This window comes from Shewanella sp. Isolate13, assembly GCF_022398325.1.
In the GTDB taxonomy this organism is placed as follows: Bacteria; Pseudomonadota; Gammaproteobacteria; order Enterobacterales; family Shewanellaceae; genus Shewanella.
Genome location: NZ_JAKEVD010000036.1, coordinates 1 through 19,414, shown reverse-complemented (window position 1 = coordinate 19,414; position 19,414 = coordinate 1). Strand labels below are relative to the sequence as shown.

20 protein-coding genes are annotated in these 19,414 nt (G+C 44.6%); 9 read left to right on the top strand and 11 right to left on the bottom strand.

Annotation, left to right across the window (positions count from 1 at the left end; genetic code table 11):
* Positions 1 to 23 precede the first annotated feature (23 nt).
* The 4 genes from hflD to L1D44_RS18050 all read right to left on the bottom strand — a co-directional run bounded on the left by hflD (position 24) and on the right by L1D44_RS18050 (position 3,219).
* Positions 24 to 641 (bottom strand): high frequency lysogenization protein HflD, encoded by a 618-nt coding sequence (gene hflD, locus L1D44_RS18065; RefSeq protein WP_239892702.1) that lies wholly within the window; start codon positions 639 to 641, stop codon positions 24 to 26.
* Between the two features lie 3 nt (positions 642 to 644).
* Positions 645 to 1,760, bottom strand: coding sequence for a tRNA 2-thiouridine(34) synthase MnmA (gene mnmA / locus L1D44_RS18060; RefSeq protein WP_239892701.1), 1,116 nt, complete (start codon positions 1,758 to 1,760; stop codon positions 645 to 647).
* Positions 1,761 to 2,066: 306 nt separating this feature from the next.
* On the bottom strand, positions 2,067 to 2,519 hold the full coding sequence (locus L1D44_RS18055) for an NUDIX hydrolase (protein ID WP_239892700.1): 453 nt from the start codon (positions 2,517 to 2,519) through the stop codon (positions 2,067 to 2,069).
* A complete protein-coding gene (locus tag L1D44_RS18050) occupies positions 2,512 to 3,219 on the bottom strand; it encodes an rRNA large subunit pseudouridine synthase E (protein ID WP_239892699.1) in 708 nt (235 codons plus the stop codon). Before L1D44_RS18050 ends, L1D44_RS18055 begins: the two co-directional genes overlap by 8 nt.
* Before the next feature lie 304 nt (positions 3,220 to 3,523).
* Here L1D44_RS18050 and L1D44_RS18045 point away from each other — a divergent pair, with 304 nt between their 5' ends.
* Positions 3,524 to 5,749 carry an NADP-dependent isocitrate dehydrogenase gene (locus L1D44_RS18045; protein WP_239892698.1) on the top strand — a complete coding sequence of 742 codons (2,226 nt, stop codon included), beginning with the start codon at positions 3,524 to 3,526 and terminating at the stop codon, positions 5,747 to 5,749.
* 170 nt (positions 5,750 to 5,919) lie between these two features.
* On the opposite strand, the gene cspD is transcribed toward L1D44_RS18045, so the two are convergent.
* The gene (cspD, locus tag L1D44_RS18040; RefSeq protein ID WP_202720094.1) at positions 5,920 to 6,126 is read right to left on the bottom strand and encodes a cold shock domain-containing protein CspD; all 207 of its coding nucleotides are present in this window, start codon (positions 6,124 to 6,126) and stop codon (positions 5,920 to 5,922) included.
* Between the two features lie 239 nt (positions 6,127 to 6,365).
* Between cspD and clpS the strand changes: the two genes are divergently transcribed.
* Positions 6,366 to 6,674, top strand: a complete 309-nt coding sequence (clpS, locus tag L1D44_RS18035) for an ATP-dependent Clp protease adapter ClpS (protein ID WP_220769750.1) — start codon at positions 6,366 to 6,368, stop codon at positions 6,672 to 6,674.
* Positions 6,675 to 6,711: 37 nt separating this feature from the next.
* Complete coding sequence (gene clpA, locus L1D44_RS18030; protein WP_239892697.1) at positions 6,712 to 8,970, top strand: ATP-dependent Clp protease ATP-binding subunit ClpA; 2,259 nt, start codon at positions 6,712 to 6,714, stop codon at positions 8,968 to 8,970.
* Positions 8,971 to 9,112: 142 nt separating this feature from the next.
* Here the strand turns inward: clpA and infA are convergent, their stop codons facing one another.
* The 3 genes from infA to aat all read right to left on the bottom strand — a co-directional run bounded on the left by infA (position 9,113) and on the right by aat (position 10,871).
* On the bottom strand, positions 9,113 to 9,331 hold the full coding sequence (gene infA / locus L1D44_RS18025) for a translation initiation factor IF-1 (RefSeq protein WP_005500725.1): 219 nt from the start codon (positions 9,329 to 9,331) through the stop codon (positions 9,113 to 9,115).
* Between the two features lie 114 nt (positions 9,332 to 9,445).
* Positions 9,446 to 10,171: an arginyltransferase gene (locus L1D44_RS18020; RefSeq protein ID WP_239892696.1), complete on the bottom strand. Its 726-nt coding sequence runs from the start codon at positions 10,169 to 10,171 to the stop codon at positions 9,446 to 9,448.
* Positions 10,161 to 10,871, bottom strand: a complete 711-nt coding sequence (gene aat, locus L1D44_RS18015) for a leucyl/phenylalanyl-tRNA--protein transferase (RefSeq protein WP_239892695.1) — start codon at positions 10,869 to 10,871, stop codon at positions 10,161 to 10,163. Before aat ends, L1D44_RS18020 begins: the two co-directional genes overlap by 11 nt.
* Positions 10,872 to 10,925: 54 nt before the next feature.
* Here aat and L1D44_RS18010 point away from each other — a divergent pair, with 54 nt between their 5' ends.
* Positions 10,926 to 11,402 (top strand): glycine zipper 2TM domain-containing protein, encoded by a 477-nt coding sequence (locus L1D44_RS18010; RefSeq protein WP_220769754.1) that lies wholly within the window; start codon positions 10,926 to 10,928, stop codon positions 11,400 to 11,402.
* A 142-nt stretch (positions 11,403 to 11,544) separates the two neighbouring features.
* Here the strand turns inward: L1D44_RS18010 and L1D44_RS18005 are convergent, their stop codons facing one another.
* Positions 11,545 to 12,906 carry a PLP-dependent aminotransferase family protein gene (locus tag L1D44_RS18005; RefSeq protein ID WP_239892694.1) on the bottom strand — a complete coding sequence of 454 codons (1,362 nt, stop codon included), beginning with the start codon at positions 12,904 to 12,906 and terminating at the stop codon, positions 11,545 to 11,547.
* A 172-nt stretch (positions 12,907 to 13,078) separates the two neighbouring features.
* Here L1D44_RS18005 and L1D44_RS18000 point away from each other — a divergent pair, with 172 nt between their 5' ends.
* Positions 13,079 to 13,684: a LysE family translocator gene (locus L1D44_RS18000; protein WP_239892693.1), complete on the top strand. Its 606-nt coding sequence runs from the start codon at positions 13,079 to 13,081 to the stop codon at positions 13,682 to 13,684.
* Between the two features lie 183 nt (positions 13,685 to 13,867).
* Positions 13,868 to 14,569, top strand: a complete 702-nt coding sequence (locus L1D44_RS17995; protein ID WP_239892692.1) for a class I SAM-dependent methyltransferase — start codon at positions 13,868 to 13,870, stop codon at positions 14,567 to 14,569.
* Positions 14,570 to 14,606: 37 nt separating this feature from the next.
* Here L1D44_RS17995 and L1D44_RS17990 read toward each other — a convergent pair whose 3' ends face one another.
* Positions 14,607 to 15,254 (bottom strand): glutathione S-transferase, encoded by a 648-nt coding sequence (locus L1D44_RS17990; protein ID WP_239892691.1) that lies wholly within the window; start codon positions 15,252 to 15,254, stop codon positions 14,607 to 14,609.
* Between the two features lie 269 nt (positions 15,255 to 15,523).
* Between L1D44_RS17990 and L1D44_RS17985 the strand changes: the two genes are divergently transcribed.
* The 3 genes from L1D44_RS17985 to L1D44_RS17975 all read left to right on the top strand — a co-directional run bounded on the left by L1D44_RS17985 (position 15,524) and on the right by L1D44_RS17975 (position 18,674).
* Positions 15,524 to 16,507, top strand: a complete 984-nt coding sequence (locus L1D44_RS17985; RefSeq protein ID WP_239892690.1) for a rhodanese-related sulfurtransferase — start codon at positions 15,524 to 15,526, stop codon at positions 16,505 to 16,507.
* Between the two features lie 153 nt (positions 16,508 to 16,660).
* Positions 16,661 to 18,028, top strand: coding sequence for a molecular chaperone (yegD, locus tag L1D44_RS17980; RefSeq protein WP_239892689.1), 1,368 nt, complete (start codon positions 16,661 to 16,663; stop codon positions 18,026 to 18,028).
* Positions 18,029 to 18,179: 151 nt separating this feature from the next.
* Positions 18,180 to 18,674, top strand: coding sequence for a CreA family protein (locus tag L1D44_RS17975; protein WP_239892688.1), 495 nt, complete (start codon positions 18,180 to 18,182; stop codon positions 18,672 to 18,674).
* Positions 18,675 to 18,762: 88 nt separating this feature from the next.
* On the opposite strand, the gene L1D44_RS17970 is transcribed toward L1D44_RS17975, so the two are convergent.
* On the bottom strand, positions 18,763 to 19,335 hold the full coding sequence (locus tag L1D44_RS17970) for a prepilin-type N-terminal cleavage/methylation domain-containing protein (protein WP_239892687.1): 573 nt from the start codon (positions 19,333 to 19,335) through the stop codon (positions 18,763 to 18,765).
* Between the last annotated feature and the right edge of the window lie 79 nt (positions 19,336 to 19,414).

Sequence of the window (19,414 nt, the reverse complement as noted above, 5' to 3'; positions counted from 1 at the left end):
CCTTGGATGAACTTAGCTTAAAATTATAGGGTGAGGCTTTTCATAGCTGTATCTACTATTGTTTTTCTAGCGAAGACAAGGTGCCTACGCTTGCCTCCTAATTGGCGCCATAGCACTGCACTGCGCATAGCCGACAGCAATAGGGCACGAATTTTTTGTTGTGTTTGGGTACGTTTTAGAAACTCTGGATTGCCAGAGATCTGTAACTTAGGACCAAGCTCACTAATGATGTCGCTATAAATACCGGCAAAATTGGCAATCACTTGCTCGTCGGTGATCTCAAAGTGACTGAGTTGACGATGGATTTGGTTGATACGCTCGCTAAGCATACCCATGGCATTAGAAGAGCGCGTCAGTTTGCGCTCCAATGCTAAAATACCCACGAGGTAGCGAGTGACCTCAACATCCTTCTGTTTTGCATCGCCAAGCTGGCTCACAATCAACTCATAGCCTTTGCGCAAAGCATATTTATCAGGATAAACATCGCTAGTGCTTTCTGGGTTGGTGACCAAAATTGATTGCAGGCTGGCTGCTAATGCCTCTTTATCCGAGTCACCATGTCTTGCAATATACTGAACTTGGGCCACAGCTTGTAAAATACCCGCAAAGGCCATCGTACGTTCAAACAGCTGATCACTCATTGATTAATCTCTTATTAGTGCGTCAATAATGCCGCCACCAAGACAAATTTCACCATCATAAAATACAGCCGACTGCCCTGGCGTTACAGCCGCAACCGGGTTATCAAACATGACACGTAACACATCATCGCTGTCATAGGTTACGCGGCAAGGCACATCTTGCTGGCGATAACGGGTTTTAACGGTGATTTGAGCGCCGTCAGCGGGGCCTTTTCTATCAACCCAATGTAATTGGTTGGCAATTAAACCATCAGACATCAGGCGAGGGTGGTTGCCACCTTGACCTACGATTAGCACATTGCGTACAAGATCTTTCTCGACAACATACCAAGGGTCTTCGTTGCTGTTCTTTAAGCCACCAATACCTAAACCTTTGCGCTGACCAAGTGTGTGATACATCAAACCTTGGTGAGTACCGATCACTTCGCCTTCGCTGGTTTCGATATTACCTGGTTGAGCTGGTAAGAAAGTTTGTAGGAAATCGGTAAATTTACGCTCACCGATGAAACAGATCCCGGTGCTGTCTTTCTTATCGTGGGTGATTAGGCCCATCTCTTTGGCGATCTCACGTACTTCGCTCTTTTCTAATTCACCTACAGGAAATAGCGAACGAGCAACTTGTTCGTGGCTTAAGGTGTAGAGGAAGTAGCTTTGATCTTTATTGCCATCGATACCACGTAGCATCTGGCTAGTACCATCGACATCGCGTCGGCGAACATAGTGACCCATAGCGATATAGTCGGCATCTAAGATCTCATCTGCAAATTCAAGGAAAGCCTTAAACTTAATCTCTTTGTTGCACATGATATCTGGATTTGGGGTACGGCCAGCTTTGTATTCGGCTAAGAAGTACTCGAACACGTTGTCCCAGTATTCAGAGGCAAAGTTAACCGTATGCAATTTAATACCAAGCTTGTCACAAACAGCTTGTGCATCTTTCAGGTCTTCGGCGGCTGCGCAATATTCATCCGTGTCATCTTCTTCCCAGTTCTTCATGAACAGGCCTTCAACCTGATAGCCCTGTTTCATTAACAGGTAGGCTGAAACTGATGAATCTACACCACCGGACATGCCGACGATGACTTTTTTACCAAGATGAGTGGGTTCGATTGACGTCATAAATCCTAAAAAAACCTTTGTGTTTACTGAATATTGCTACGAATCAACAGATCGCTGAATGGCTTATTCAGGCGAGGTGCTGGTTTCAGACCGCGGCTTTCTGCGGGGGCATATTCTATCATGCATTATGGGACTGGGCTATCTAGCAGGTCTTTATCTTTTGCCTTTATCAAGCTTCGGGACAAATATTTGGGGGGGGGACGGAGGCTGAAAGCGACATTACGGGCGGTTTTCTGGCAGAAATAACACTGATAAAGCCTAGGTTAGTCAGGCTTTAGGCGCTTGTGGCTAGCGAGGCGGTTAAGCTTAGACATATTCATCATCGATAATCTCCAATGGATAGTGCTTACCAGACAAGTAATCCTTGAGAGATTTAAGCACTAAAGGACTGCGATGAGAGTCGCTTAACTGGTCGATTTCATCAAGGCTCAACCACTTGGTCGCATTGATCGCTGGGTCCTCAGGCTTTGAGGCTAACGCTTTGTCTAATTTTACAAAAAAGGTATAGCGTACAAATGAGAGGGTGTCACTTGCACGATACTGATAGATCCCGACTAGCCCTTGTGGCTGGATAGTTAAACCTGTCTCTTCTTTAATTTCACGAATACAGGCGTCAGCTATCGATTCATCGGCTTCGATGTGCCCCGCAGGTTGATTGTATTTAAGTTGGCCATCGATCAACTCTTCTACAATAAGGTATTTCCCCTGAGCCTCGATAACGCAAGCGACAGTGGTATAGGGTCTATAACGCTCAGCCATTATGAGTACTTTTTATATCGAGCTGTTTAAACTCACCATTTCTAAGATCATCTAGACTCCATTGGCCTATTTTATAGCGGATTAATCTTAAGGTTGGAAAGCCAATGTGGGCCGTCATGCGTCGAACTTGGCGGTTACGACCTTCACAGATCTGGATCTCTAGCCAAGTAGTCGGAATATTGGCTCTTTCTCGGATAGGTGGGTTTCTTGGCCATACTTTTGGGTTGTCCATAATTTGGATTTTAGCTGGGAGAGTCATGCCATCTTTTAGTTCAACGCCTTGGCGTAGCTTCTCAAGCTCCTCATCTGTTGGCGCGCCTTCGACTTGGGCCCAATAGGTTTTATAAGTTTTCTTTTTTGGCTCAGTAAGTTGGGATTGTAACTTACCGTCGTTAGTTAGTAGAAGTAATCCTTCGCTGTCCCTATCTAAACGCCCAGCAGCATAAACACCGGGTACAGGGATAAAGTCTTTAAGGGTTTGTCTACCTTGTTCATCGGTAAACTGACACAAGACGTCAAAAGGTTTGTTAAACAGTACTATGACAGGATTGGAAACCGTTTTAGCTTTCGGCCGGCTTCTGCTGTTGGCTCTGCTCTGAGGCTTAGCGGCTGGTTTGTTGCTGGCACTACCGGAAAAGCCTGAAGGGCGAGTCTTGTTACTTTTTCTTGTCGGTGTTTTTTTTGAAAATGTCTGTGTCACGCTGCAATACTTTTCATCTTTGAATGATATTTACCTATTGTACTGTGCATTGGCTATTAGTGGAATTTGAATATTGCGTGGAATGTTTTATGATGTCGGCACCTAAAAAGTGTGATCCGCAACTAATTATTTTTATTTGTGAGAGTTGCGGCGAATAATCTTGTTGGCTTATTACGCGCAAAGTAGCATAAGTTATCATCAATAAAACAAATCGGTAGGGTTAGTTCACAACCGATTTTTTAATCTAAGAAAAACACAATAATTATTATAAAAATCATAAATTCAAATCAATGTAGGACACAAAATGAACGATAAGACATCAACGATCATCTATACCGAAACAGATGAAGCACCAGCATTAGCCACACTCTCTTTGTTACCTATTATTCAAAAGTTCACTCAAACCGCAGGCGTCGACGTAGAAACTCGCGATATTTCTCTTTCTGGGCGGGTGATTGCTAACTTCCCTGAGAAACTAACCGCTGAGCAACGCATTGGTGATGCACTGGCAGAACTGGGTGAGTTGGCGAAAAAGCCAGAGGCAAACATTATTAAGCTGCCTAACATTAGTGCATCAATCCCTCAGCTTAAGGCATGTATTCTCGAGTTACAGAACAAGGGCTATGACATCCCTAATTACCCTGACGAGCCAGCAAACGAAGCTGAAAAAGAGATCCAGGCGCGTTATGACAAGATTAAAGGCAGTGCGGTAAACCCTGTATTACGTGAAGGTAACTCTGACCGTCGTGCGCCAAGTTCGGTCAAAAAGTTTGCACAGAAGAACCCGCACTCTATGGGCCAATGGCTCCCAGAGTCTAAGTCGCATGTTGCTCACATGAGTGAAGGGGATTTTTTCGGAAGTGAAAAGTCGGTCACCGTTGCTGATGCGGGTAGTGTCTCTATTGTACTAAGCAAAGTAGATGGTTCTGAGCTTGTGCTACGAGACGGTATTGCTCTGCAAGCGGGTGAGGTTATCGACTCGGCTGTGATGAGCAAAAAAGCACTGGTTGAATTTTATGAGCGTGAAACTAATTTGGCTAAAGAGCAAGATGTATTACTGTCGCTGCACTTAAAAGCCACCATGATGAAAGTATCCGACCCAATCTTATTTGGTCATGCAGTAAAAGTTTACTACAAGGATGTGTTTGCTAAATATGGCGAGCTTTTTGAAGAGCTTGGTGTCGATGTTAACAATGGTATTGGCGATGTTTATGCAAAAATAGCCACATTACCAAGCGAACAAAAAGCTGAGATTGAAGCTGACTTGGCCGCCGTTTATGCAAATCGTGCTGAGCTTGCGATGGTGGATTCCGACCGAGGGATCACTAACTTACATGTACCAAGTGATGTCATTATTGATGCTTCTATGCCTGCAGCTATTCGTACCTCTGGTCAAATGTGGGGCCCAGATGGTCAGCTAAAAGATATGAAGGCGATGATTCCAGATCGTTGTTATGCGGGTGTTTACCAAGAGACAATTGATTTTTGCATCAATAACGGTGCGTTCGACCCAAGCACCATGGGCAGCGTGCCAAACGTTGGTCTTATGGCACAAAAAGCCGAAGAATACGGTAGCCATGACAAGACATTTGAAATTGCAGCCGCAGGTACTGTGAAGGTTGTTGACCAAACCAGTAAAGTCTTAATGTCTCACCAAGTTGAGCAAGGCGATATCTTTAGAATGTGTCAGGTTAAAGATGCGCCTATCCGTGACTGGGTGAAACTTGCGGTTAACCGTTCACGCTTGTCTGCTACTCCTGCGGTATTCTGGTTAGATGCTGCGCGTGCACATGATGCTGAAATCATCAAGAAAGTAGAGCTTTACCTTAAAGATCACGACACATCAGGTCTTGAGCTTCATATCATGTCACCAGTTAAAGCAACGCGCTTTACATTGGAGCGCGTTAAAGCCGGTAAGGATACCATTTCGGTAACCGGTAATGTTTTACGCGATTACCTAACGGATCTGTTCCCAATTTTAGAGCTAGGTACCAGTGCTAAGATGTTGTCAATCGTGCCACTGATGAATGGTGGCGGCTTATTTGAAACTGGAGCGGGTGGTAGTGCGCCTAAGCATGTTCAGCAGGTAGAGAAAGAGGGTCACTTGCGTTGGGATTCATTAGGCGAATTCCTTGCACTGGCTGCTTCGTTAGAACACCTAAGCCAAACAACGGGCAACGCAAAGGCGCAGGTTCTTGCCGACACGCTTGATGTCGCCATCGGCCAATTCCTTGACAGCAACAAGTCTCCTTCACGCCGTGTAGGTGAACTTGATAACCGAGGTAGCCATTTCTATTTGGCGATGTACTGGGCCCAAGCCGTTGCAGCACAAACACAAGATCTTCAATTACAAGCAGAGATTGCACAGTTGGCTGAAGCATTAACAAGTAACGAAGATAAGATTGTTGCTGAGTTAAATGGCGTCCAAGGACCAGCCGTTGATTTGGGGGGCTATTACCGTTTAGATGCGAGTAAAGCCAAGGCCGCGATGTGTCCGAGTGCCACACTCAATGGATTGATTACTGGCTAGTCTAGTGGAGGCCTGTTGTTACATACAGGCTTTCTTCCCTTGAAGGTGAGGCAATAAAAAAGCAGAGTAGGGTAACTACTCTGCTTTTTTTATCTCTTATCGCAATCTACACCAAGCTAAACAAGTACTTGCTCAATTTTACTTTGAACACATACTGACTTAGATAAGTATTAGTTTGTTGGCGATATTGCTGATGCGTGCATCCCTTTTGGACCTGCTTCTACTTCAAAATTGACTGGTTGGCCTGCTTTTAGAGTTCGATAGCCTTCCATTTCAATGGTAGAATAGTGCGCAAAAACGTCTTCACCGCCAGCATCAGGGCATATAAACCCGAATCCTTTGGCGTTGTTGAACCATTTAACAGTTCCGCTTGCCATACTTCCACTTCCTTCTGTTGTCTACTTCCCAGTAAGATAGTAAAACTTATCAACGAGGAAACTCCTCGCTTAATGAACAGAATGAAAGCTGAATAAGTGGTTGTCAAGGTAAAATTAACAAAAAAGCAACAAATAGTAACAAGTCGTACCTGAAAGTAATTCGATATGATTTGTTGAATAAACAGACAGAGTTACATTATCAATTGGTACAAGCCAAAACTAGAGGCTAATATTGAAATATGAGCAGAACAGAAAATATTGAGCATGTAGAAGAGAGTGTTGAATCAGAATTTAAACGTCCTTCTATGTATAAAGTGATTTTAAACAATGATGATTACACACCGATGGACTTCGTCATTGAGATTTTACAACTGTTTTTTAAGAAAGATGAGCAGCAAGCGACGGAAATCATGCTGGCAATCCATCATAAAGGAAAAGGGATCTGCGGAATTTACCCTTTTGGTATTGCCGAAACTAAGGTTGCGCAAGTAAATCAATTTGCAAGACAAAACCAACATCCGTTACTGTGTTCATTAGAGGAAGCCTGATTTGGCCGAATCTGTAGTTATTTTTTAGGGGGTGCTTATGCTAAATAAAGATCTTGAAGTCACCTTAAACCTGGCTTTTCAGCAAGCCAGAGATGCACGTCATGAATACATGACGGTTGAGCATCTGTTGTTGGCATTAATCGATAACCCAGCCGCACAAGAGGCGTTAGTTGCTTGCGGAGCAAATCTTGAGAAATTAAGAGATGAAGTCTCAAGCTTCATTGAACAAACTACACCTATTATTTCCGATCCTGAGGACGAAAAAGAGACTCAACCCACACTCGGTTTTCAACGTGTACTGCAGCGCGCCGTATTTCATGTGCAATCATCTGGCCGCAACGAGGTTACTGGTGCCAATGTTTTGGTCGCTATTTTCAGTGAGCAAGAGTCTCAGGCGGTTTACCTGCTCCGCACTGGTGATGTAACGCGTCTAGATGTGGTCAATTATATCTCCCATGGTTTTTCTAAAAACGATATCGATACTGATTCAGAACCTAACCGTATTGAAGATCAAACCGAGACCGAAGAAGAGCGTAGTATCCTGTCTCAGTTTACTGCTAATTTAAATGAGCTCGCTAAGAGCGGTAATATCGACCCGCTAATTGGGCGAACCGATGAAATTGAACGTTCTATCCAAATTCTTTGCCGCCGTCGTAAGAACAATCCCTTGCTGGTGGGTGAGGCGGGTGTTGGTAAAACCGCGATTGCCGAAGGCTTGGCTTATCGCATTGTGAAGGAAGAAGTGCCCGAGGTGATGAGCGAAGCGACCGTATACTCGCTCGATTTAGGTGCACTGCTTGCGGGTACTAAATATCGCGGTGATTTTGAGAAGCGCTTTAAAGGCCTGCTAAAAGAATTGGCTAACGATGAACACGCTATTTTGTTTATCGATGAGATCCACACCATTATCGGCGCGGGTTCTGCTTCTGGTGGCGTCATGGATGCTTCTAACTTACTTAAGCCGCTTTTATCTAGTGGTAAGTTACGCTGTATGGGCTCAACAACGTTCCAAGAGTATCAGAGCATTTTTGAGAAAGATCGTGCACTTGCCCGTCGTTTTCAAAAGGTCGATATCAACGAGCCGTCCGTCGCCGAGACCACTAAGATATTGCAGGGTCTTAAGGCAAAGTATGAAGAGCACCACAATGTGCGTTATACCTTGGCGGCTTTGAGTGTTGCGGCAAGGCTATCTGATAAACACATTAACGACAGGCATTTGCCAGACAAAGCGATAGATGTGATCGATGAAGCGGGAGCGCGTATGGCGATGCAGCCTGCGAGCAAACGTAAAAAGACCATCGGTCAGTCAGAGATCGAAGCGATTATCGCCAAGATGGCGCGTATTCCTGAGAAGTCGGTGTCGAGCTCTGATAAGGATATGCTTAAGAATCTTGAGCGTAACCTTAAGATGGTGGTATTTGGCCAGGATCCAGCGATTGAGGGGCTTAGCTCGGCCATTCGCTTGTCTCGAAGCGGACTCGGCGGGGAAAATAAACCTGTGGGTAGCTTCCTGTTTGCTGGTCCCACTGGTGTGGGTAAAACAGAAGTGACGAGTCAGCTTGCCAAATGTTTAAGTCTGAATCTGGTTAGATTCGATATGTCTGAATATATGGAAAGCCATACTGTGTCACGCTTGATTGGTGCTCCACCAGGCTATGTTGGCTACGATCAGGGAGGCTTGTTAACCGATGCGGTGATTAAGAATCCTCATTGTGTTGTCCTGCTCGATGAGATCGAGAAGGCCCACCCTGATGTGTACAACTTGCTGCTGCAGGTGATGGATCACGGTACATTGACCGATAACAACGGTCGTAAGGCTGACTTTAGGCATGTCACCCTAGTGATGACCACCAATGCGGGTGTTCAAGAAACCATTCGTAAATCGATAGGTTTTAAACAGCAAGATCATACCCAAGATGCGCTATCGGAAATCAATAAGGTGTTCTCACCAGAGTTCCGTAATCGACTCGACTCGATTATCTGGTTCAACCATCTCGATATGACCGTTATCGCTAAAGTGGTCGATAAGTTCTTAGTCGAGTTGCAAGCTCAACTTGATGATAAGTCGGTGACGCTCGAAGTCAGTGATGAAGCCCGAACGCTATTGGCGGAGAAAGGCTATGACAAGTCGATGGGCGCACGCCCAATGGCGCGAGTGGTGACAGAGCTTATTAAGCGACCTTTAGCCGATGAGATCTTATTTGGTGAGCTAGAGAAGGGCGGTGTTGCCCGTGTCGATGCCAAAGGTGATGACATTGTGATCACCACCGAGTCACTTGAGAAAGTCGCTCATTAGGCTGATATGGACTGTTAAGGGTCAATAGGTGGCATTCGCTTGTCGTTTATTGGCTCTGGTTCAAAGTGTGATAACAGTAAATTACAGACAACAAAAAGCCGGCATTGCCGGCTTTTTAATATACGTTATATAGGCTAATAACTTAGCGTGAACGGAAGACGATGCGTCCTTTGCTCAAATCGTAAGGTGTCAGCTGAACCGTTACCTTGTCACCCGTTAGAATACGGATGTAGTTTTTACGCATTTTTCCTGAAATGTGTGCCGTAACGACATGCCCATTTTCAAGTTCTACACGAAACATTGTATTTGGCAAGGTTTCAAGGATTGTGCCTTGCATTTCAATGTTGTCTTCTTTCGCCATTAATCAGTTATCCTGTTAGCCTTCAAATAATAAAAACGGGCGTATCATGCCGCAAATTCATGCTGCTGTAAAGCAAAGTTATCTAGAACACCCTCTGCTCAGCCCCGTTGTGCCTTAATTAGTAATGTTTTTTATCTCGATTTCGCTCACCCAGCCTGAATGTGTCAGAATTTGGTGAGGTCGGTAATCGCGTTTGTAGTTCATTTTTCTTGACTCATCAATCTGATAGCCAAGATATAAATATTGCTTCTTCATTATCTTAGCAATCTGGGTTTGCAGCAAAATAAGTAAACTACCTAATGAGCGTTTATGTAACTCTGGTGCAAAATAACTATAGATAGCCGACAGGCTATGAGGAAGCACATCGGTAACTGCCACACCAACAAGTTCACCATCGAGACTTAGTTCGATAAACAGTGGTTGTATCCAGGCGGCGGTGGCAAAGCTGTCGTACTGTTCAGGTGTTGCTGGGTACATAGGACCGTCACCATGTCGAGTATTAACATACCGCTCATACAGCTCATATTGCTGAGGTGTTTTATGATCGACTATCTTCCAGCTTAAATCTTGATTGTTTTTTAATGTTCTCTTCTGTCTCTTAGAGAGTTTAAATTCGTCCATATCTAGCCTAATGGGAAGGCATGCGCTGCACAGAGGACACTGAGGTTTATAGATCATGCTGCCGCTGCGTCGAAAACCGAGAGCAAGCAGTTGCTCGAACAAGCTTGGGTCGATCACATCTTCTTGTAAGACCAGTAACTGCTCTTGCTGGTTGTCTAGGTAACTACAAGGAAAAACTTTGGTTCTACCGACAGTGACGGGTCTAGATTTAGAGTTCAATGAATACCTCGGATTTGCGCCAGCAATTGGCTTTAACAGTACCATCCCTTAGATGAGCCAATAGCTTGAGAAAATCATCACGTTTAATGGATTTAGCTCCGAGGCTGTCTAGATGTGGATTCACCACCTGCGCATCGATGAGCTTAAAACCACTGCGTTGTAAATGTTGCTGTAATACGATCATAGCAGCTTTAGAGGCATTCGTTGTACGATGAAACATGGATTCACCACAAAAAACTTGGCCAATAGCCAACCCATATAGCCCGCCAATCAATTCATTGCCTTGCCAAACCTCTAGGGAGTGAGCATGGCCTTGCTGATGTAAAGCCAGATAGGCTTGTTGGATTTCGCTAGAGATCCATGTGCCATCTTGCCCAGCTCTAGGCTCGGCGCAGCCAGCTGTGACCGCGTTAAAGTCATGATTAATCGTGTAGGTCCAATCTTGTTTTTTAAGGTATTTAACTAAGCTGCGGCTGATTTTCATATTACCGGGCACAAACACCGCGCGGGGGTCGGGTGACCACCACAAAATGGGATCATCGAGGTTAAACCACGGAAAAATACCGTTGTAGTAGGCGTTGAGTAAGCGCTCGGGCCTTAAGTCTCCGCCGACGGCGAGCAAACCATTAGGCTCGCTCAAGGCTTGCTCGGGAGGTGGGAAACCTTGCTGCGTATGATTTAAATAGGACAGTGAGTTCACAATTGAGTAAGATTAATAAATATACTTATCCTTAAAGTTAGCGGAAAAAGGCTTATGTTGAAACATCATCTTATTGTTTTCACGGTTATCTGTTTATTTTTTGCTATACCGAGTTCATTCGCTGCGCCCTATGACCGTAATCAGGCGGTGCCAGTGGAAAAAGTGGAGTTCGGACAGGTCATCTCGGTGCGTAATATTACCGAGAAACAGCTGGTAGAAGATCGCAATACTGGCTGGAAAACCTTCGGCGGCGCCTTGATAGGTGGCGTTATCGGTCATCAGTTTGGTGGCGGCTCAGGTCAGGATGTGGCAACGGTTTTAGGCGCACTATTGGGCGCTGGAGTGGCTAATCGATATGGCGATAGCTCCTATTATCAAGAGCTAAGGTTAGTCGAGATGATGATTGCTCTAGATACTGGCGAGCAGGTGATGGTGCTTCAAGATTTAGATCCCGGCATGATATTTAATGTCAACGACGAGGTTAGGGTGGTTTACCTGAGAGGGTATGTCAGGGTCGATCGTCAGATGTAGCTATGACCCATCAAATCGTCTCTCAATCATAGAAAAGCCGCTAACTTAGCGGCTTTTCTATCTCTTAGGACTCATAACCAATAGCAACGTAACCATAGCTATAGCCGTAAACACACTTTAGTTGCCAATTAATCGCAAAGATTTATACGACTGAGTAGGCTGATTGATTGAGCTGGCGTATGGTGGACTCGATAATGTCTAGCTGCTCTTCAAATAGCTGCTCATCGTGGGCGCCGCCAATGCTGAGGCGAATGCAGTTATCATGGTTGTTAAAGTCATCACCATTGCGAATGAGTATGCCTTTTTGCGCTAAGGCGGTCACCACATGGTGGGCCTTGAGTGGCGCCTTGAGTTGCAGCCAGCCATTGAGGCCACGCCAATTTTGTTTGAGCCGAAGTCGCTTTCCCATATCGATGCACAGTGCTTGTCGAGCGGCTACCTGTTGCTCTCGTTGTCCCATGAAATTGCTATTTTCGATGATCCTGCAGGCAAGCTCGGTGTTGAGTGGTGACACCATCCAGCATTGACTATAAACCGCTTTTTTGATGGAACCAATAAACTTACTGGGAATGAGCATGAAGCCCTGTCGCAATCCGCCACAAAACATTTTCGATAAGCTAGACAGGTAAATTACGCACTGCTCATCCTCATTGCTAGCTTGGTCGAGTGACCACATAGGTGTATGCCATTCATCAGGCAGACAGTAGTTCACATCATCTTCGATTATCACGACTTGATAGTGTCTAGCTAAAGCGATAATCGCCTCACGTTGATGGTTACTGTATTGGATACAGGTAGGGTTTTGATTATTTGGCGTCAAATAGAGCACCTTAGGCTTAAACTGAACCATTTTTTGCTCCAGTTCCGTTAAATCTAGCCCTTCATCAGTCAATGATACGGGGTGGGCTCTTAGTCCTAACTGCTCTGCTGCGGTATGGATCCCGGGGTAGCAACTTGCTTCGCAAAGTAATGATTCTCCTGCGTGCATCAAACCGTTTAGAATCGAAAAGATCCCCTGTTGTCCACCATGGGTAAATACAATTTGCTCGCTCATTTGCTGGATATTACGCCTGTGTAACCATTGGCTGAACTTGCGCTGATGCTCCGGCAATGGCTCTGCATGATATTGCATCAATTGAGTCAAACGCAGTGGTGTCTTGGCGAGTTGAGCGAGAGCATCGCTTAAAATGGCTGTCTGGTTAGTGAAAGGCTGTTGGCAGGTGGCAAAGTTTACTCTCTGATCCGCAGCTTGATAATCGCTGGGCTTGACGAAAGTTCCGGCTCCTACTTTCGCTTGTACATATCCTCGTTGCTCGAGCAGTGCATAGGCTCGGGTAACAGTGCCGACTGTGACGCCTAATTTGTCGGCGAGCAACCTTTGAGGAGGCAACTTGGCATTTGCCATGAGAGCCCCGCTTTTTATGGCATCTTCTGCCGCCTGTGCGAGGCGTAAATACTTAGCACCTGTGTAACTTTCTAAGTCCGGACTCCAAATTGTACCCATGACAATAAAACCATTGTGTTCGAATTTGTATTGATTATTATGCAGATCTAGTTTGAATTGTGTCAACTATTGTATGCATACAAATGGTTTTATTGTTAAACGCGAACGTTAGCCGTGTTTGATACGAAATAGATGCAAGAAAGTGGTTTGAGTCAAATAGTAGAGGTGGGTGATGGATAATATGTGGGCTTTAATGATTTCAGCGGCAATATTTTGCGCAACCATGACGATGACCCCTGGGCCAAATAATATACTGCTGGCAACATCGGGTGCCAATTTTGGTGTTAGGCGTACATTGCCCCACCTAATAGGGATCCGAGTTGGCCAGACACTGCTGCATGTTGCGATACTTCTGGGCTTAGGTAGTGTCTTTGAAGCTTGGCCTGTTATGCATCAAGTGCTGCAATTTGCTTCGCTAGCTTACTTATTGTTTCTAGCTTATAAAGTATTAACTTTGCCAGTGGATGAAGAGGTTTCAGTTGCGAATCGCCAACCAATGACAATTAAAGAGGCTGCATTATTTCAATGGGTAAACCCTAAGACCTGGATGGCAACAATTACCTTGTGCAGCGCGTTCACCATTGGAGGAGAAGCTTATTGGTTGAGTGCTATCGCTGGAGTATTAATTTTTAACATTGTCGGCTTTCCGGCGTCATTTACTTGGGTGATTTTAGGGGCGGCGATTCGTAATAAGCTTAATACGTCAAGTAGAAGAAAAGGCTTTAATTGGTGTATGGGCGGGTTACTGTTGGTGACGATTCCTATGGTTATTCGCTAATGTTTTTCCATATAAGTGCAAAACATTAGCACGGTCGCCACGAACTAGCCACACGCTAGGCTGTATTTACTGCAGGAGGATGGGGGGGGCTATATACCTGTATATGGATTTATTGGCTAATCTTAAGTAGGAAGTTAAGCTGGAAATTTTAATATCGTCTAGTGAGCCTATTGAGGAAACTTAATGTTATCAAAAGAAAAGCTAAAGCAGATGCATGGCAAGGCATATGTTGCATCCTTTGAAAAAGAACAGTCTCAATTAAGATTAGCTCGCCTCATCCACTCACTAAGCGTGTCTAAAAATCATAAGGTTGCCGACTTTGGCTGTGGCAGTGGGATGCTTGTTCCCTTGCTTGCAGATAGAGTCGATAGCTATACAGGTGTCGACTTTTCGGAGCAGTTTATTGAGGCCGCTAAGCGCAAGAACCAGCACTCAGGCTCTAACATTAACTTTGTATGCGCGGATATTTTAACATTTTGCTCAGACAACCAAGCCGTTTTTGACTTGGCCTTTGCCATGGACTTTTCAGAGCATGTGTATGACAAAGAGTGGCTGGATATTTTAAAGGCGATCAACTCCTCTTTAAAAGAGGGCGGTAAGCTTTACATTCATACCCCTAACGCAGACTTCTTTCTTGAGATGATGAAGAAACATAACTTCATAGTTAAGCAGTTTCCTGAACATATAGCGGTGCGGGATCTTCAGAGCAATTGTGATTTATTGAAAAGTGCAGGCTTTGCCATAGGCAAATCTGAGTTGATTGCTCATTACAATGTTTTAAAGGTGCTACATCCCATCTCTTTTGTACCAAGAATAGGCCGATACTTTAAAGCTAGAATATTTATCGAGGCAGTCAAAGACTGTGTATCGCTAGAGAGTCGCTGAGCAGTGTGTCTTGTCGCTGCCTATTGGTATTATTCTGTTAGCCAAACTCAAAGCTCTCACCACTCTCAAGCCAAGTGGGGTATTTATGCATTATTGTTTTAAAATCATTGCTTTCAATATGCGCATTTAGCCAGCGCTGTACATTTAAATAGCCGCTATTATCAAACCAAGTTCTATCTACCGAAGCGAACTGGCGGATAAAGGGATAGATGGCGTAATCGGCGATAGAAGGGTTACTGCCTAATAGCTGTGGATGCTTTGACAATAAGCTTTCAAGTTGGCCGATAAATAACTCCCCTTGCTGACGGTAGTATTGCTCACTATGTTCTGGGTGCCTATCGGCATATTTATACTTGTCTAACCAAGGTTTAAATTGATTATCGTTGGCATGAATAAGTGCTTGAGCGATCTCCTGTTGCTGTGAATTATGACTAAGCAATAGGTCGTGAGGATCACTTTTCATTAAAGCCCAACACATGATCTCTATACTCTCTTCAATCACACTCCCATCTTGTAAAATCATAATTGGCACAGTGCCTTTGGGTGATGCGACAAGCATAGCTTCAGGCTTATGTTTTAGCACTATCTCTCTAAGATTAACTTTTTGACCAGATAATAAAATACCTAAACGAGCCCGCATTGCGTAGGGACAACGTCTGAAAGAGTAGAGTATAGGCAGAGACATAAGCAGATCTTAATTAGCTGTGGATGTGTCGCTATTTTCAACGTTTAACTGTTAAATAACAATCATTAATGTTAATGAAAATGGCAGACTGATTTGTGATTAATACTTGTTGAAACTTCCCCTGCTAAGTAACCCTACATTTTGTCCCTGTTTGTGCTTGTGTGATCCATGTAGACTTTGCGCTCTGTTTTGACGGGTTGCGCAAATTTCCCCGTCAGTATTAACCGCACTGAAGATTAAGCTTCAGCTCGCCGTAAAAAGGGAAAAAGATGTCAAAAGTCGTTGTCTGTGCCATGTATAAATTTGTGACCCTGCCAGAGTTTGAAGCGCTGCAAGCACCATTATTTAGGGTAATGGAAAGCGCTGGAGTTAAAGGGACGTTATTGTTAGCCAAAGAGGGATTTAACGGAACGATCGCAGGTTCGAAGACTGCTATTGATGCGCTTCTGGCATGGCTTGGGGAGCAACCCGGTTTAGACAATATTGTTTATAAACTCTCTTTTGATGAGCAGATGCCATTTTACCGTACTAAGGTAAAGCTCAAAAAAGAGATAGTGACTATGGGCGTCGAAGGTATTGACCCTAATAAAGTGGTTGGCACTTATGTGAAGCCAAAAGATTGGAATCAGTTGATATCCGATCCAGAGGTCATCTTGGTGGATACTCGTAATGATTACGAGGTCCAAATCGGCACCTTTAAAAACGCCATCGATCCAGAAACGGCAACTTTTAGAGAGTTTCCTGAGTATGTGAAACAAAACTTGGATCCGGCAAAGCATAAAAAAGTCGCAATGTTTTGTACTGGCGGGATCCGCTGTGAGAAATCAACGGCCTATTTAAAAGAGCAAGGTTTCGATGAGGTATATCATCTCGAAGGTGGGATCTTAAAATATCTAGAAGAAGTCAAGCAAGAAGAGAGCTTGTGGCAAGGTGAATGCTTCGTGTTTGATAACCGTGTAGCGGTTAACCACAGTCTAGAGAAAGGCCAATACAATCAATGTAATGCTTGCCGTATGCCGATCACCACAGAAGAGATGGCTCTAGAGAGTTTTGCCCAAGGTGTGAGTTGTTTACATTGCATTGATAAGATCAGTGATAAGCAGAAACAGCGATTTATGGAGCGAGAGCGTCAAGTGCAGTTATCAAAGCGGCGAGGGGAAGTTCATATTGGTAGTGATGTCAGCCAAGTGATTGAAACACGTCGTGCCAGCAAAGCACGTGTGAAGCAAGCGCAAAATCGCCAAGGTACATAAGCCGTTAGCAAATCTTTGTAATAACGCTTAATAAGAAGTCATCAATATTTAAAGGCAGCTGTATGGCTGCTTTTTTTATTTGCAAAATCTACTTTTTCCTGAGGTCTGACTGTGCTATTTTGCACGACTTTTTTACCGTTTGAGGGATAGGGAATGTTTGTAGGTTTTGACTACGGTAGTGCTAACTGCGCTATTGGTGTTATTGAAGGCGGCGAAGTGCGCTTGGTTCCCTTATCCGGTGACGCTAAATACTTAAGCTCAACCCTGTATGCAATGGATCGAGAGTTGATTGCTGAGGCTGTACTTAATCAGTTACCTCAAGCAATGCGTCCTGAATATGCAAGGGCGCGCGCCGCTCAATTAAGCCGCGCGCAAGCGGCACGTCGAGAGCTTGATTTGTTACCTAATGAACAAGCGGTATTTGTTGGCGAACAGGCAATTGAAGCCTATTTGGATATGCCTGATGAAGGGTTTTATGTTCGCTCACCAAAATCTTTTCTTGGTGCAACGGGCTTAAGAGACAACCAAATTGCCCTGTTTGAAGATATTGTCACTCTAATGATGATGCATATTAAGAAGCAAGCTGAAAGCAACTTTGCACCCACGCAGAAAATCACCCATGCAGTGATAGGACGCCCAGTTAACTTTCAAGGCATTGGTGGCGAGCAGAGTAATCAGCAGGCGGAGGCGATCTTATCACTTGCTGCCAGCCGTGCGGGTTTCACCGAAGTCGATTTTCTATTTGAACCTTTGGCTGCGGGGATGGACTATGAGGCTTCACTCGATGAAAACCTCACTGTACTGGTAGTTGACGTCGGCGGTGGTACAACGGACTGCTCTATGGTCAAAATGGGACCAAATCATATTGATAATCGTGATCGAAGCGCCGATTTCTTAGGTCATAGTGGACAGCGGATTGGTGGTAATGATTTAGATATCGCATTGTCTATGGCATCTTTTATGCCACATCTTGGCTTGGGGAGCTTGATGGTCAACCAACTGCCGGTTCCCAGCAAACCTTTTTGGAATGCGGTAGCGGTAAATGACATCAGTGCCCAGCGTGATTTTAGTGCTTTGGCATCGAAGAAGTTAATCGAAGACTTGATAAAAGATGCGCAAAAGCCAGAGCTCATCGAGCGCTTGTTAAAAGTACAAAAACAGCAGTTAGGCTATAAACTGGTGCGCAGCGCTGAGCAAAGTAAGATTGCGCTATCTAGCACGCCAGAGGTGGATACTCCGCTGGAATATATCCAAGGTGATTTACATGCTAGGGTAAGCGAAAGCGATTTTGAAACTGCGATTACGATCCCTTTGTCAAAGGTTGAGGCTTTGATGCGAGAAGCCCTTGACCAAGCGGGTGTGATGCCAGACCGTATTTATGTGACAGGCGGTACGGCGAGAAGCCCTGCTATCTATAAACGCATCTCAGGTTTGTTCCCTGAGATCCCAATCGTTGTTGGCGATCACTTCGGTAGTGTGACCGCTGGTTTAACACGTTGGGCGCAACGCGTGTTTGCTTAGCCCGGGTGTTATAACCTGAATGTTATAACTTTAGTATCGCTTCGCTTTAATTATGTAAAGCTAGGGGCGGGGAGCTCAGGTAAACTATGCATCGATTTGGTATGCGTTTAGGTTTAGAGAGTCATTGAATCATTACCTTAAGGAATTGGACATGAAAGGCTTAAGAAAAGGGCTGTTAGTCAGCTTTGGATTGTCACTCGCTGCAACGTTTGCGTTAAGTGGTTGTGGCGATGATGTGGGTAAGGTGAGTTTAGGCCTATTTACCACAAAGGATGTGATTATCGATGCTAGGCACGATCCAAAAATACCTGGGGTCACATGCCATATTAGCCGTATCGAAGCGGACTTAAGTCTTGCTGACCCATCGGATATGAGTATCTCATGTCGTCAAACAGGACCGATCACCGCAGCTGAGATTGCCAATATCGACAAGAGCAAAAATGGCGAAGTGGTGTTTAAAGAATCTTTAAGCATTTTATTTAAGTCGCTAAAAGTGCGCCGAATCTATGATGCTGAGAATCAAACCCTGTTGTATCTGTCGTATTCGACCAAAGAGACCAATGGCAGCCATAAACATGCGCTGTCGACAGTACCGCTTTATGGTACGCAGGCGTGGATTGCGGGTGGTGCAGTTAACACCCACTGAGTTGATTAACTCACAGCATGGTGAGATTAGTGATGCATTAAAAAGGGCGAATATTATTCGCCCTTTTTTTAATATTCTTATAGAAGCGTTATTCGTTAATCAGCGCCGTGGCACTGCCAGCTACTGAGTCGTACACGATCTTAATATCGGCTTGTTGCCTGTCTTTTATATCGCCAAGAGTACGTAGTACATAAGTACATTGGGTTTCCCCATCGGGGTTAACCTCTGCCTGATGACGGTAGGCTTGGAAGTCGCTATCGTTATTGACGCTCGACAGAGATACCGATGCGGGATCCTCTTGCAGTGTATTCCAAAGATCGACGCAGCCTTGTTCACCTTTACCGATATTTTTAGGTTTGCTCATCGGGTTGCCTTTATCTATTCCAAGTGGGTAACCATGGCTATTCATATCGAGCTTTCCACCTGCGTAATCCGGTAGATCATTCAACGCACCATTGCCATTGATGAGCTGCCATTTGGTATGGGAGAAGGTGATAGATTGCTGCAGTGCCGCTGCGGTTGCTTTTACCCGTGCAACTTCGGCTTCTCGCTTAAGGTCGACATATTTGGCGGCTGCGATAACAGCTAAAATACCTAGCACAATAATCACAATGACAAGCTCGATTAGGGTAAAACCTTTGGAAGTGTTAGGGCGCGGCATCAAAAATAATCTCTAGAATTAGGGCGTCTACGTCATTTAATAATAAAGTATTTACTCTAATAGCTAAAATAAATAATCT

Bases quoted from the DNA above. Each gene is read 5' to 3' on its own strand.
- L1D44_RS18010 (WP_220769754.1), top strand. From the start codon at position 10,926: ATGTTGAAACATCATCTTATTGTTTTCACGGTTATCTGTTTATTTTTT.
- L1D44_RS18005 (WP_239892694.1), bottom strand. From the start codon at position 12,906: ATGGGTACAATTTGGAGTCCGGACTTAGAAAGTTACACAGGTGCTAAG.
- clpA (WP_239892697.1), top strand. From the start codon at position 6,712: ATGCTAAATAAAGATCTTGAAGTCACCTTAAACCTGGCTTTTCAGCAA.
- L1D44_RS18055 (WP_239892700.1), bottom strand. From the start codon at position 2,519: ATGGCTGAGCGTTATAGACCCTATACCACTGTCGCTTGCGTTATCGAG.
- hflD (WP_239892702.1), bottom strand. From the start codon at position 641: ATGAGTGATCAGCTGTTTGAACGTACGATGGCCTTTGCGGGTATTTTA.
- infA (WP_005500725.1), bottom strand. From the start codon at position 9,331: ATGGCGAAAGAAGACAACATTGAAATGCAAGGCACAATCCTTGAAACC.
- L1D44_RS17990 (WP_239892691.1), bottom strand. From the start codon at position 15,254: ATGTCTCTGCCTATACTCTACTCTTTCAGACGTTGTCCCTACGCAATG.
- L1D44_RS17995 (WP_239892692.1), top strand. From the start codon at position 13,868: ATGTTATCAAAAGAAAAGCTAAAGCAGATGCATGGCAAGGCATATGTT.
- L1D44_RS17985 (WP_239892690.1), top strand. From the start codon at position 15,524: ATGTCAAAAGTCGTTGTCTGTGCCATGTATAAATTTGTGACCCTGCCA.
- L1D44_RS18000 (WP_239892693.1), top strand. From the start codon at position 13,079: ATGGATAATATGTGGGCTTTAATGATTTCAGCGGCAATATTTTGCGCA.
- L1D44_RS18045 (WP_239892698.1), top strand. From the start codon at position 3,524: ATGAACGATAAGACATCAACGATCATCTATACCGAAACAGATGAAGCA.
- L1D44_RS17975 (WP_239892688.1), top strand. From the start codon at position 18,180: ATGAAAGGCTTAAGAAAAGGGCTGTTAGTCAGCTTTGGATTGTCACTC.
- L1D44_RS17970 (WP_239892687.1), bottom strand. From the start codon at position 19,335: ATGCCGCGCCCTAACACTTCCAAAGGTTTTACCCTAATCGAGCTTGTC.
- yegD (WP_239892689.1), top strand. From the start codon at position 16,661: ATGTTTGTAGGTTTTGACTACGGTAGTGCTAACTGCGCTATTGGTGTT.
- clpS (WP_220769750.1), top strand. From the start codon at position 6,366: ATGAGCAGAACAGAAAATATTGAGCATGTAGAAGAGAGTGTTGAATCA.
- cspD (WP_202720094.1), bottom strand. From the start codon at position 6,126: ATGGCAAGCGGAACTGTTAAATGGTTCAACAACGCCAAAGGATTCGGG.
- mnmA (WP_239892701.1), bottom strand. From the start codon at position 1,760: ATGACGTCAATCGAACCCACTCATCTTGGTAAAAAAGTCATCGTCGGC.